General features: G+C 35.9%; 11 protein-coding genes. 9 read left to right on the forward strand and 2 right to left on the reverse strand.

Annotation, left to right across the window (positions count from 1 at the left end; translation table 11 throughout):
- Positions 1-89 precede the first annotated feature (89 nt).
- Both EXE10_RS03735 and EXE10_RS03740 read left to right on the forward strand, forming a co-directional pair.
- Complete coding sequence (locus tag EXE10_RS03735) at positions 90-425, forward strand: helix-turn-helix domain-containing protein (protein WP_130112399.1); 336 nt, start codon at positions 90-92, stop codon at positions 423-425.
- Positions 426-579: 154 nt separating this feature from the next.
- On the forward strand, positions 580-1,209 hold the full coding sequence (locus EXE10_RS03740; protein WP_130112400.1) for a DUF6088 family protein: 630 nt from the start codon (positions 580-582) through the stop codon (positions 1,207-1,209).
- 360 nt (positions 1,210-1,569) lie between these two features.
- Here the strand turns inward: EXE10_RS03740 and EXE10_RS03745 are convergent, their stop codons facing one another.
- Positions 1,570-1,878 carry a hypothetical protein gene (locus EXE10_RS03745; protein WP_130112401.1) on the reverse strand — a complete coding sequence of 103 codons (309 nt, stop codon included), beginning with the start codon at positions 1,876-1,878 and terminating at the stop codon, positions 1,570-1,572.
- A 286-nt stretch (positions 1,879-2,164) separates the two neighbouring features.
- Between EXE10_RS03745 and EXE10_RS03750 the strand changes: the two genes are divergently transcribed.
- From EXE10_RS03750 to EXE10_RS03775, 6 genes are all read left to right on the forward strand, one after another.
- Complete coding sequence (locus EXE10_RS03750) at positions 2,165-2,491, forward strand: helix-turn-helix domain-containing protein (RefSeq protein WP_130112402.1); 327 nt, start codon at positions 2,165-2,167, stop codon at positions 2,489-2,491.
- A gap of 189 nt (positions 2,492-2,680) precedes the next feature.
- The gene (locus EXE10_RS03755; RefSeq protein WP_130112403.1) at positions 2,681-4,630 is read left to right on the forward strand and encodes a hypothetical protein; all 1,950 of its coding nucleotides are present in this window, start codon (positions 2,681-2,683) and stop codon (positions 4,628-4,630) included.
- A gap of 9 nt (positions 4,631-4,639) precedes the next feature.
- Positions 4,640-5,881: a hypothetical protein gene (locus EXE10_RS03760; protein ID WP_130112404.1), complete on the forward strand. Its 1,242-nt coding sequence runs from the start codon at positions 4,640-4,642 to the stop codon at positions 5,879-5,881.
- Positions 5,874-6,254 (forward strand): hypothetical protein, encoded by a 381-nt coding sequence (locus tag EXE10_RS03765; RefSeq protein ID WP_086194882.1) that lies wholly within the window; start codon positions 5,874-5,876, stop codon positions 6,252-6,254. Before EXE10_RS03760 ends, EXE10_RS03765 begins: the two co-directional genes overlap by 8 nt.
- Positions 6,255-8,006, forward strand: a complete 1,752-nt coding sequence (locus EXE10_RS03770) for a DEAD/DEAH box helicase (RefSeq protein WP_130112405.1) — start codon at positions 6,255-6,257, stop codon at positions 8,004-8,006.
- 102 nt (positions 8,007-8,108) lie between these two features.
- On the forward strand, positions 8,109-9,824 hold the full coding sequence (locus EXE10_RS03775; RefSeq protein ID WP_086194880.1) for a DUF262 domain-containing protein: 1,716 nt from the start codon (positions 8,109-8,111) through the stop codon (positions 9,822-9,824).
- 50 nt (positions 9,825-9,874) lie between these two features.
- Here EXE10_RS03775 and EXE10_RS03780 read toward each other — a convergent pair whose 3' ends face one another.
- Entirely contained in the window at positions 9,875-11,866 is a 1,992-nt protein-coding gene (locus EXE10_RS03780) for an ankyrin repeat domain-containing protein (protein WP_228256778.1), read from the reverse strand.
- 1,539 nt (positions 11,867-13,405) lie between these two features.
- Between EXE10_RS03780 and EXE10_RS21745 the strand changes: the two genes are divergently transcribed.
- Complete coding sequence (locus EXE10_RS21745) at positions 13,406-13,972, forward strand: hypothetical protein (protein WP_213073841.1); 567 nt, start codon at positions 13,406-13,408, stop codon at positions 13,970-13,972.
- Positions 13,973-13,996: the final 24 nt, after the last annotated feature.

The following is a 13,996-nucleotide window of genomic DNA, read 5'->3' on the forward strand; positions in this document are numbered from 1 at the left end:
TTTTACTAACTTCTACAAAGTTCCCAATATGGTACTTAAAGCTTAAAAATAGATTATTAAGTACCTTTTTAGGGACTCAGGGAGGGTGCATGTTAAGTAAGTCAGATTCTCCTCGATATATTGCAGAAGAGTTTGGAAGAAGACTCAAAAGATTAAGATTGAATAAAAATTTGCGTCAAATTGATGTGGCTGCACATTCGGGTTTATCTCGTAAAATAATTCTGAATGCCGAAATTGGGAATGTGACGCTCGAAAATCTTATTCAAATTCTCTATACACTAAATGCCTTAGACGATTTGGATAGTTTTTTGCCAGAACCACCTTTATCACCAATACAACTTTTAAAACTAAAAGGAAAGGAGAGGCGGAAAGCTTCAAAATCAACGGCGATGAAAAAAGTAGATAAAAAAGATTTGGGCTGGTAAGGGATATTAAATATATTAATTTAACCTGAATCCTTCTTGATCCAATCATGTAAAAGAAATGTGTAAAATCGAACCTGGTCGTTGAAGACATAGGTTGTGCGGTAATTCCCTTATGGTTTCAACCACCTTTTATAGTCTGTTTGGGGCTTAAGCTATGTTTAATATTGCAAAAGCGGTTCAAGAACGAGTGAAAGGATTTCACCTTGGACATGTCTTTTCTGTGGACGAATTTACACAGCTTGGTAAGACTGAGGTGGTTTATCAGGAGCTCCATCGTTTAACTAAGCAAGGCGTGATTAATCGCATTCAGCACGGTGTTTATTATAGACCTGAACCAAACCGTATGTTGAAGGGGCGATACTTGAGTCCTGATGTTTATGAAGTGGTCAAAGTGATTGCTGAAAAAAATGGTGAACTCATCCAAGTTCATGGGGGTATGGCCGCAAATCGTCTTGAATTAAGCACTCAGGTTCCAGTGATGGATGTGTTTTATACCTCAGGTAACTCTCGTGAATTTAAGATTGGCGGCACTCGGGTAAGATTGCTGCATACTAAAAACAGCAAATTTTTCCAACATCCATTTGACAGCCGTGTAGGAGTGGCTATATCAGCATTACTCTTTTTGGGAAAAGAGATTGTTGATTTGAATATGATTAAAAAGCTTGAGAAGAAGCTTATATCTGAAGAGTGGATATTGCTTTATCAGTCCTCTTTGCCTGCATGGTTGCATAAGTTACTGGATGAGCAAAAGACAAAGTTCTACTTTATAAGCCAACCACTTTAAATAAAAGCCTTTAGCCTGTTAAGGCTAAAGGCTGTCTTCTCACTCAGGGTACTTAGATCATGTTAATTCAAAATATGGTTCATCTTTAAACCTCTTCCAATCTCCATCCAAATCAATTGAGACATTAAGTCCTAAAACTGCTTTTTCATAGCATCTGCAATCTGATGAGAGTATTTTCAATCTTAGGAAACAGTATCTGCAACTCCGGCTGTAAGATCAAATGCATGACCTGCAGAATGTCTCATCCTTGTAGTGAATCATTGGCTTAACCAGGATTCAGGTTAATTTTAATATTAAGTATAAAGGGCACTCTTATTTGGGAAAGGGATTAAGGATGCTCTTGATTCTAATAACTAGGATTTATTCATGTTGTATGGCTGTGTAAAACATTGATAAAACCTCATTGTAGACTTCCTGCATAGTGATGAGTCCAGATCTATTAAAACCATATTTTTCAAAATATTGGTTGTCTGTGAAGTATGCAACAGCCTGATAAGTATTAAGGTGTTCAGCAACTCCAAGTTCTTGGCAGAAAGACCTATTAAATTGAATTTGAAGCGCCGTATTCTCAATAATCTTGGTCGCAATCATCTTAGAGATATGACGTATATTTAAGTTTTGAATTGCTGGGTGGATAAAAGTAGGTAGATGGCTTGGTGAGTTGCTCATACTAGACTCCTAAAGTGAATTTACTTCAATGGTCTGTTATGAAAGAATGCAAAGGTAAAACGTCGAAATTTTACATTCTTTCATTTCAGTGATGTGAGATGAAAAGCATGAGTGCTTTATTGTCGAGATAAGGCACTCATGCACATACACTATTCTTCATATTAAATTTCCTCTTTTAATTTCTTTTGATGATGTCTTTTTGTCGAAATAGACAATAAAATACTGACAATATATATATTGAAAATTGTCTATATAGTCAAGTTTTATTGTCGATTTATGGTGTTTTATGCTGGCTGAAATGGATTCTGAGTTGTTTTGTGTTCGGCTCAAAGAAATAAGAAAACAAAGAAAATTGACTCAGCAAGAACTTGCTGAAAAGTCTGGTATTCCATCTACGTCGATTTCCCATATTGAAGCTGGCTCTCGCAAGCCCTCTTTAGAAAATTTTTATAAGCTCGTGGTTGTCTTAAATGTGTCTGCTGACTATCTACTAGGGCGTATAGAACGTTGTTCAGATGTAGGTAACGATCCAATTGCTAAATCAATTCAAGAGTTACCTGAGTTGGAGAGAGAGATGATTCAGAAATTCATCTTGTCTTTGCAAAAAGCATAACTGGAACAATCACTGCTCAAAGAGGATAAGCAGATTAAATTTATTTGGAACGAATATGAATATTACTGAATTAAAACAATTAGAAGATCAACTATATTGGAATTTGGTGAGATAGATCGTAGATACACATGATATTACTTATAATTAATATTGAGCAGTATAAAAGTTAAATAGCATAGATAGAGCTTTATGAAAAAAAACAAAGAGTCACAGGATATTACAGGACAGAGTATTTCTTATTTTCAGGGCGCATGGAACCAAGTACAGGGTGATGCTTTAAACCAAGCTTTGAGTGAGTATAGTAAAGGGATAAAAGATGCAATCTCTTATAAAAATGGGGGATTTACCAGTCAAACAATTGATGTTCAGCAAGGTTTTGCATCGGAAGCACATCATGCCGGCTCATTTAATATTGAAGCTGCAGCTAAGGGGCATAATAATCATCGGGCTACACTAGATGTTGGAATGCATAACGATCCTGTCGCAGATATCCATGTAGTAACGCCAGATGGTACAACGAAACATCAAGTTAAATTTTATAAAGATGGTGAAAAGACAGCAGGTGCACTATCACCAGAAAAATACGATGGTGTTGGTAAAATTGTACCAAAAGATCAGGTTGACTCTGTAAAAGCGGCGTCACGTAAACAGGCACTGAGAAATAAAGAAATACGTCCTGAAGTCTCTAAGAGTTATCAGGATACTGCTGATAATGCGACAGATAAACTGACATCGAGTGATGGTAAAGTGTCCAGCACAGGTCTGAATCGGAAGGGTGAAGGTAGTGCTGAAGAATTGGTACAGGAAACTAAAAAAAATCAAGAAGGGCCTGAATACAAAGATAAGCAGCGAGTACGTTCTGAGTTTAACGCAATGCAATATCGTAATGCAGCAAAGGCAGGGGCGATTGGTGGTGCTGTTAGTGAATCAGCAACGATCTTGCTAGAAGTTTTGCGTAGCGATGATCCTTTAACGATGGATCAATGTATGGAGATAGCACAGCGTATTGTAGCTAGCTCAGTCAAAGGGGCTGGTAATGCATTGTTGGTCACTAGTATTCAGCATGCAGGCCAAGCCATGGTTGATGCGGCAACTCAGCAAACGGGTAAGGCGATAGGGCAAACACTCGGTAAGCAACTTGTTAAAGGCAACGTTGCAGCCGCCGTAGCCCAAATTACATTTCAGCTAGCTCAAAACATCTATAAGTTTTCAAAAGGTGAAATTGACAATCTTCAATTTGCTTCATCCACGATTGGCAGTACTGTGCAGGTCGTTGGTAGCAGTTTGGCATTTAGCTTGGGAGTGGGAGCAAGTTCTTACCTTGGTGCTGTTATACCAGCGGCGATATCTGGTTATGCAATTGGGGGAACTACTTTAGGTGCATTAGGTGTAATGGCTTGTGGCACTGTATTTGCGATTGGATTTGCTGTTGCAGCTGGTGCATATGTTAATCATTTCTCATCTAAGGGTGTTGCGATTGCCAATACTGAACTGAAATCTGCTCTTGAATTGCTAAATGGTGGACAAATCGATCTTACCACTTATGTAGGTAAAGTTGGCAAGCTGTCAGAGTTGACTTTTAATTGGAGTGACATGCTACCACTGAGTGGTGCAATTTCTGTAATTTCAGAATATGGAGTTCGTAAGAATCAATTGCGAGCTGTTCAAAGTAGCATATATGCCCAGCTTAATGCTCTGCCTGAACAAGAACGTGAAATGATGGAAGAGTTAGCTAGGCAATATGAGGATGCGATTACGACCATCGACTTACAGTATGAAACGGCTAGAGCGAGCATAACACAGCAAGCATTTGATCAGTTTGATGCAATGAGTAAAGATCTTAATCAACATCTTGAAATGCAATATTTAATGTTTACATCTGTGCGTAAGACTTATATCGAGCATACGGAGTTAATGGATGTTGAGCTGCGTAAGCAACAACAAGATCAACAACGTTCAGAAGCTTTTGCAGATGAACTTGAAGAACTACAAAAGAAAATTAAAGATTTGACTATCTCGGATCAAACAGATGCCGCTATAAAGCAAATGATGCAACAAACGATTCTCACACGTATGGAAATACTTATTCCCCATAGGACTGGCTGGGATCTAGCCTGTGAATTTTTAGAAATGCAATAAGGGGGAATTATGATTAAAGCTTTTGTTCATTGGTGGGCTAGCTCAAAGTTGGAAAAAGAAGAGGCCCGTACTAAATCTCTAATTCGTGAGTTAGATCGTGAAAAAGAGGCTGTAAAACAGCGACTTCAAGTTAAAAAAAGAGACTATTCGGAGAAGATAAAATCTCATCAAGAGAAGAGAAATATAGAGCTTAAAGAACATATTGAGTTTATGAATCAACAATTAACTATTACAACTGGTTATTTGCCTAAACTTAATAATTTTCAAGATTTGATGTTTTGTTGTGTGGATTCATGGATGTATATGGATCTCTACCAACAAGAGCTAAATATCCTTTCAAAAAAAATGAATAATTTATTTTCCACAATTAATTTACTTGATGCGTATATGTTTGAGCTAAAGAAGCTCTCTCAGAGCCAGGAAAGACACGCATGGAGAGAATTAACAGCCAATCGTGAGCTTACAGTTAAAAATAATTTTATTTTAAAAACGAATGAACGTATTGAGCGTACTTCTAAATCTAACTACGAAGAGTTTAAAAATGAGCTTAGACGTCTTCAAAGTCATCGTAGTGTGCTTTTAAAGCAAGCTAATGAGCTGCGTGCAGAATATAGCGATTTATCTGTAAAGAAGAAAGAGGCTAAAGAAGAGCATGAAAATAATAAAAATACTTTAAAAAAAGAATATGAGCTATGTGTTGAGAAGTGGAATTATATTTCTAAAGGTTTTGAAGCTTATTATGCCTTTAAAGATTGTGATCTTGAATACGTTAATATGTGGATGCGACATCTTCGTGAAGGTGGGACATTAAAAGAGATCACACAAGTCCTTCGTATCGCAAACTCAGCTGTAGATGATGCCAATCGTGACTTTAATGATATTAAAGAAGAATTCAAATTGTATAAAGATTTGGTAAAAATTGCACATGATACTAAGGTGTATTCAGATAGCTTTTCTAGTGATAAAGCAAAGCGTGATCAATTAAAAAAAAGGCATGACGAAGCTTATAATAAAAGACAAGAACTTAAAGCAGCTCGTTCTTTTTTATATGATCGACGCAACGAACTACTTGGTTATATTGAGCGCATTAAACCTTTCCATCCAGATACTATGATAGATACTTTATATGAAATGCTAGCATTAGATCATAAATCAGAAGCTTGGTTTATCTTTGGAATTAATACCACCAAACAAAAAATTAGACATTGGGAGAATAAACAAAAACAAAAGAGGAGTGAAAAATATGTCTAAAGTCGAATTACAGCTTTATTGGAGACACTTTGCTATTGAGGAAGCTGTCTTTGCAGTCACGAAAGCAGTGATGAGTGGATATAACACCAAAGATAAACTTCTTTCTGTATTACCTCAGTTCTCACTTCATAGAATTGCTTTAGCTATCGATCTCCTGATCACAGCAGATATGTTGGAAAATAATCTTGGTGAACTCACTATCCATACAGATATGAATATTATCTTTGAATTGCTGAACAATAAATTTGAGTTGCCTTTATCTATTGATGAGATACAGACTCCAGGTATACGCCGTTTACTTCTTAATAAATTGGGCTGTAAAAATCCTGCAGGGGTAGAAATGCTTCTAAATACAAAATTCGTCGAGGCATAAATGGGGCTACATAATTCTCAATTGTCCGTTGAAGCTAAACAGGCAATTGACTTTATTGATCACATTGATCATTGGTTGGAATATCTTACAGAGTTGCTTGTTAATGTTGATCGGGCTACTAGAACCAAGCTTGAGCGTCAAATACGGTGCTTGTTAGGTTTCCGTGCAGGCACCAATTGTAATATCAATCATAATCGAATCCTGCATTATTATTACAACAATAACGCCGTTGATGGGGATAAGCTTTTTACTTTAATGAATGATCAATCTAATATTGATGTTAATAAAAGAAACAATAAACAAGGTTCAAATGCACAAGAAAAAATTGATGAGTTTATTGCTGAATTTCAAGCACGTGAATGCTCGTCTATGTCTATTTGTGCAACTCAACCAATACAGAAAAGCTATGAACCAAATGATGCTGCATTTGAGTTAATTCAAAAAGCTTTGGCAAGTGAAGATCTTTTTTTTATCCAAGGTCCACCAGGAACGGGAAAGACGACAGCAATTGTAGAGATAATTCTGCAACTAATTAAGGCTAAACCCAATGCTCGAATTTTGATTAGTTCTGAAACACATGTGGCTGTCGATAATGCAATAGATCGTCTGTCGAATGAAATTGGTCAAGAGCTTATAAAATCAATTTTACGATATCCAAAATTTAGTATTACTGAATTCGAATCTGAAAAAGCTCGAGAGGCAGATGCTCTGACACGGGCAGATACTCTTTGGCATCAGGCTTATGGCGTAGCTCCAGAACTGACTATGGAATTATGGAATGGGCTAAATGCCTCTAAAACCAATAATGATGACGATGTTGTATCCATTGCTCGTTGGCAAGCACGGAATTTAGCAGAAATGCACCAAGTGATAGGTGTTACGTGTAATCAGATCGACCATTTGATGGATAGTGAAAGTCAGACGTTTGATTTAGCAATCGTTGATGAATGTTCCAAGGCAACTATGCCTGAATGGCTTATGGCTATGAGTGTTGCTAAGAAATGTATTTTGGTGGGGGACCATAAACAATTACCTCCTACCTTTTGTACAGAAGAGTCTGAAGTTCTGGAAAAAATGGATGCACAAAAGGAATGTTTAATTCGTAATGGTGTAATTGACCGCTTATTTGATAACTTGCCAATTAATATGAAAGGAACATTAGGAAAGCAATTTCGGATGCTTCCACACATTGGCCAATTTATCTCTGAGCATTTTTATAAAGGTGAGTTAGATCATTATAGAAAGGAAACTAATCATGAATTTCAGGATTTTGGTTGGCTAACTTATAAGTCTCCGGGATATCGAGTACCAGCACAAAGAGGTAAAGAAAAGAAAATCTTGATCAATGAATTTGAGATAGACATTATCTTGAAAAAATTGACTGAAATGAGTAACCGCTTAAAAAATAATTCAGTAAAGAGAAAGATTAGTGTAGCACTGATTACACCGTACCGTGCTCAATGCAAAGCTTTACGTCAAGCATTAAAGAAATGTGATTATGGGGAACTACTTGCAGTAGAGGTTGATACTGTTGATGCATTTCAAGGACGTCAAGCTGATGTTGTTTTCTTCTCGTTTGTACGTAACATTGGGCCTGCAACTTTTTATGCTGATGACCGTCGTATTAACGTAGCGATTTCACGAGCTCGTGACGCAGTGTATTTGGTGGGTGATATAAAGTATATCTCTAGTAAGCGTTTACCTGTACTTGATGCCCTCGTCAAACTACCTATCTTGAATACTGATAGCTGAATACTGTAATTAAGCTAGTTAAAAGTGTGCTAAGCATCTTAGTACTAAAGCTCTTTTACATATGGCTTGATTAATTAATTTTGTTGAAAAAGTAGATATAAAATGATTGAAAGTGAAAAACTATTCGTTGGTAAAGTTTTTGAAAAATGGTACAGAGTACCTGAGTATCAAAGACCATATGTTTGGGGTAAGGATCAAATAGCTGAGTTTTTACAGGATTTGTGTGATGCAATGAATCGTGATGAAAATTCTCAGTATTTTTTAGGATCAATGGTTTTACAAAAGAAAACTTTGGAAAAAAACAATACTCATTATGATGAGTATGATGTTCTGGATGGGCAACAACGATTAACTACACTTTTTCTACTTATTGCTGTAATTCGCGATTTAACTAGTGATAAGGATTGTTTTGAAACATGTAAAGAAATTATTTTTCAAAAGAAAAATACATTTAAAAATATTCCTGAACGATTGAGAATAGTTTTCGATATTAGGCAGGAGGTGAAAGATTTTATTAATACTTATGTGAAGGATGATGGCACCACACGTAAGCTTAACTCATCACTCATTCAGGGTTATGGTAAAGACACAGATCTTTCTGTAATCAATATGTCGAAAAATATTGTCCAAATACGAGAGTTTTTTGAACATAATCAAAATTTTGATCAGTTTGTTAAATTCTTACTTAATAATGTTTTGATGATTTATGTCGGATCAGAAGAGTTGGATGATGCTTTTAGACTATTTACAGTCATGAATAATCGCGGTGTTAAACTTCGTAGTAGCGATATTTTAAAAGCAAGTAACTTGGCTCTCGTCTCGGATGATGAAAGAGTTAAAGCTGCAAAAAACTGGGAAGAAGCCGAAAATTATTTTGGTGAGGATTTTGATGAGTTTTTATCTCATCTACGTTCTATTTTAGTTAAAAAGAAAGCCACTGTTAGTCTTCTGAAAGAATATGAGGACAATATTTATGCACCCAAAGAGTATGATCGATCAAATAAAATTACTAAAAATTTACCTCCTTTGTTAAATAAGGGTATCGATACTTTTAACTTCGTTGATAAATACAGAAAGCATTACATAGAAATTTTTGATAATCACCATTATGAACTATCAAAAAGCTTTGAATTGAATAACTTACTTATCATGATGAAAGCAGGATTTGAGTCAGATTTCTGGATTGCGCCGTTATTAAAGTATTACGATAAATTTGGTAATCATGAATTAATCGATTTTGTAAAATCATTAGACAATGCGTTTGCTTATGATTGGTTGATAGGTTTGACCCCCACAAGCCGAATAGAAAATGTAAATCATTGGATGGAAACTATAGATTCTAAAACTAGTGAAGAAGTTATTGCATTATTGAAAGAACATATAGATCAAACAGAATTAGCTCATGAATTAGATAAGAAAATTTATGGTAGGAGAGCTGCTAAATATCTTATGCTTAAATTGGACTGTATCTTGCATGGTCATACTACTAAATTAGATTTCCCAAGTACCATTAGTATTGAGCATATTCTTCCTCAAACACCTAAGGTTGATAGCCAATGGTTACACGATTTTACTGAGGAGGAGAGGGATTATGCTAAAGACAGACTGGGTAATTTAGTATTACTGTCGAGACGAAAAAACTCTTCTCAAAATAACCGAGATTACGCTGATAAAAAGCAAAAATATTTCCAAGGAAATATTGAATTATTCAGTAATTCAATAAGAATTTTTCAGCAATACGCCACTTGGACTGTGACTGATTTTAGTAAAAATCATGCTTATGTGAAAACTAAATTACTAGAGCATTTTGCAGCTTAAGTATCAGGCAGTACCCTAACTAAATAAAGTTAGGGTACTGCCTTGTTTATTTAGTGTTGATAAATTAGTCCTTTTGCTTGATTCGCTTTGAAGAAGTCAGCGATGTCATTTAAAAAAATACGGCGTCCCTCATCTGCTTTTACATAGCTTTGTTCCAATTGAGCGCCGTGCTTTAGCATAAGATCGATAGCATAAGCATTATCTTTTTCAACAGCTAACATGAAGGGGGTATAGCCTTTAATTGGATGCTGAACTGTGCTTTGATTTGGATCGGCACCATATTGTAAAAGTAATTCAAAAATCTCGTATGCATCGCAAACTTTTTTGTCTCCAAGAGACATTTTTTTCACCTCTTCAAATAAGGCCTTTCTCGGATCACTGTTTGGTAGGCTTTGAAGTTGTTTGTAGCTTTCGATATCACTGCCTCCGTTAGAATGACGTTTAATCGAATCTGCATGATATTTATCATTGGCTTGTTCAACTTTATGACCATTCAATATGCCAATCACACCTAAATTCTGGTAAAGCATGGAAATACCATAAAGACCTGTATTATTAGAATTAGCCCCATTTTCCAATAAGAGTTTTACCAGTTTTGGTAGATTTTTCTCAACAGCGAGGTTTAAGGGGCAGGTCTGCTTTTTTGCTGTGCGTTCATTTAAAAGCTCTTTATCAAAACCACATTTGAATACATATTGGATGAATGCGTATGTTTCATCTGATTTAGCTGTAATGTGGTTTAATGCCAATAGCACAATACTGTCGTTATTTGAAGTTAAAGCATTTATGTTGGCACCAGCTTCAATGAGCTTTCTAGCCGTAGAAAAATCTCCGATAGCGACAAAGTAGTGAAGTTGAGGCCATTTACGTCTTTGTTCAATATCAATGTAAATGCTTGCATTCACTTTTTTAAAGTCAGGGCTAATATCCATAGGAACTGCAAGGCTGCCGATTTTTGGAATTAATTTTTTAATTTCCGTACCTTTGTCGCTAAAAGTATCGGCAGTAAAATATTTAAAGAATCCAACCAGGGTTGCCTCTTTTTCCCATTCTTCAAAAACAAAGTCAGTTTTAAAGCGGTCAGGGCGCTCGATTGGGTCAAAGATTCCAACTTTAAGGTCAAATAGGATCGCTAAATTTGAAATCTTTCCAATGAGTTTATTTTGGCTTTCCACAAGTGAAGTAATGCAAAGCATCTCATTCAGCAGTACTTCTAAGTAACGCATATCACGATATAACAAACCATCTAAGCACAGTTTATATTCAGTGAGTGCTTCTTTAAATTGATATTGATATACCAAATTAATTGCTTTAGCCCAATGTATATATGGAAGAAGATGACCGACTTCTTGGTGCTCAGTAAGGTACTTATCTATTTGATTTACCATCAATGTATTTAGTTGAAAAGTTGTCTCACCTGTTGAGCTATAGACCATTGATGCTAAACGAGCATCGGTTTGATCAATACGTTTAACATGCGTTTTATCAAAAAATACTTGAGTTAGTTTTTGATATGAAAGAGGGATTTCCATCAAAAAAGGAAAATGTGTTTGTGCATTGGCAATAGCCATCGCTCTAAATGTAAGTGCTTGGGTGTCATGTTGCGAAATACGATGAGACTTCAATTTTTGGTTGTGTTGTTCGGCTAAAAACTGGATAAAGTTTCCATGTTGCAAGGAGAACCCATATTTAATTTTTAAGGCTTGTAGTAATCGCGCAAAACACAACAGCTCATAATGTGCCTGCGATGCTTCTGTATCGGTCAAAAATAGGCGTTTTAAGGTCGACGGCGTAGGTAATGCATCTGGGCGACCAAATTTACTAATGTAATTTTTGTCATCAGGACTTAATACGTCACTTTTCCAAAAATGAGCAAAGTTCTCATCATTATTTTTTAGATAACTTAAGCTTTCTTGAATAAAGTTTTCGCCTTTCCAGTGCTTAGTGATACCCATTTGTGTAATGCAAAAGGTTATGAGTTGATGAAGAGATGGAACTAAGTAATTCGACCATAGTGAAGTTCGAATAGAATCAACATTCATCAATGCAGTTAAGCGAGCATGTATTAGCATTGCATTATAGCGGTCTAAAACATTACGTTTAAGCAATGTTATGAATTGTAAATCTGTGCGATCAGAAAATTCTTTTGGGCATAACTGATCTAAAAATAAGTCTACATCATAGTGTGAAGTGAATAGTTTGTTTGATGAACCATCTAAGTGTTTAGAGTTCGTCTCTGAGAGTTGGCTCTTAGTATCCATGTGACTAAATAAATCACGAATAATTTCTATAGTTGTTGGAAAGGTATTCTTTGGCATTGTAAAGCTCTGCGTATGTCTGTTTTAAAGTTTAAATAGGCTTTTCGGTCACTAGGTGTGCCTGGTATCGTAATCCTTTGTATCTGATTTACAAGCAAAAAATCATGTTTTTTGCCAGGTCTAAAAGATGCGATACCATCCTTGATAAGCTGCCGAATAAATTTGTTCAGTTCTTTGTTATTACTGTACTTTTTCATCGGTAATCCTGGATTAAGGGGATTGCTCCCCTTAATAATTACTTGGCATTACCACGGCCACCACCTGATGGGCGACCTGTTGTGCTGGGCCAATTGCCACCAGGGCCAGGATGGGATGAGGGCGGGCGATTGTATTGGATGTACATGAGGGTATCCTTCGTGTGCATAGCGAAATTGCTATGAATCGAAGAATATAGAAATGCAATATTTTCTTCTTCTGAGAGAATGGAGTTTAATTTTTTACTACTTCATTCTGTGAATTCTTGTTCTAGATTCAAGAGATAATTGAATAGATATTTTCAGAATAATAATTTATTTAATTATTATTTCCATGTTGAGAATTCGATTTCTGAAAATCAAAATACGTTTACTTTCGAATCAATGCCATCCATAGACAATAGGGTTTTGTTTTTTGGTAATAACTATATTTTTAATGCCAATAAATGCCAAAAATCTTCATGAATTAGCCATTCTTAAACACTTTTGTGCTATTCACAAGACAAAAATAGCCAATCGTTGTCAATAACTTCCTTTTAGTGGTAGATAGGCGGCATTTTTGAGTCAAACCTCTGCCATTTTGTGTCAATCTAAGCCAAAAAATAAATTAAAAATTAAACAAGATACGACTATTTTTATAGTGTAATGGATCGTCGAAAATAGTGTAATGCACTATTTTTTATAGTGTAACGGATCGTCGAAAATAGTGTAATGCACCAATTTTTATAGTGTAACGCACATGAAATAAACCCGTTTTTATAGTGTAACGCCTAAAATTTTATAGTGTAACGCAGCGTTTTCTATAGTGTAACGCACATAAATTTTGTTAATTTTATAGTGTAACGGTAGAGATGTATAAAAAATAAACAGAATTTTAAGTTTTTATATGGATTTGTTTAAAAAGGACTGTTAAATAAGTGGTTTTGATTATTTTTTAATCATCTTTATTTTGGGAAAATTAAAATCAGTTCTAATTTTTTTATCTTACACATTATAAACTTTCAGATAATACAGCGACATTTTGTCGCAATCTAAGATTTGAAATTTATCTGATCTAGTGCGTATAAGTTTGCTAGTGACCAATTTTATTTTTAGAAAGTTATCATTAACGACAATTGCAACAGTAACGGCTGTTGCTGCAACTGGTGGTGCAGCTTTGGGAGTGATGGCTGGGGCTGCTGCTGTCACAGGTGTTTCTACAGCTGGCGTGATGGGGCTTACTGCTGCAACTACTGCAGGTGCAGCAACTGGAGCAGTGACAGGAGCGACAATAGCTGGATCGACAGGGTTGGTTACTTCCGCTGCTGTAATTGCAACAAAAACAACGGTTGCAGCTCCCGTTGTTGCACAAGGTGTACTTGTTGCTCATGCCGTGAAGCACGTTGGTGAGTATGTTATTGATGAAATAAAAGGGAGAGTGCAGCCAGTAAGAGGTTCTGTAGTTTATTGCGATTTAACCTTGGGAAATGGAATAGCTGAACATACTGGGATCTATATTGGTAATAATGAAATTGTTCATTTAAATAGGCATGGCTTTATTGAAGCTGTTAGCCCGAAAGAGTTTCTATCTGGGTGGACTACAGGATTTAATATTTATGTTTCTTGCCAAGGTGATAGTGCAGGCAGTAGGATGTGACGAAGCTGCCGATTTTGCTGAATC

Source organism: Acinetobacter sp. WCHAc060033 (assembly GCF_004209125.1).
In the GTDB taxonomy this organism is placed as follows: Bacteria; Pseudomonadota; Gammaproteobacteria; order Pseudomonadales; family Moraxellaceae; genus Acinetobacter; species Acinetobacter wuhouensis.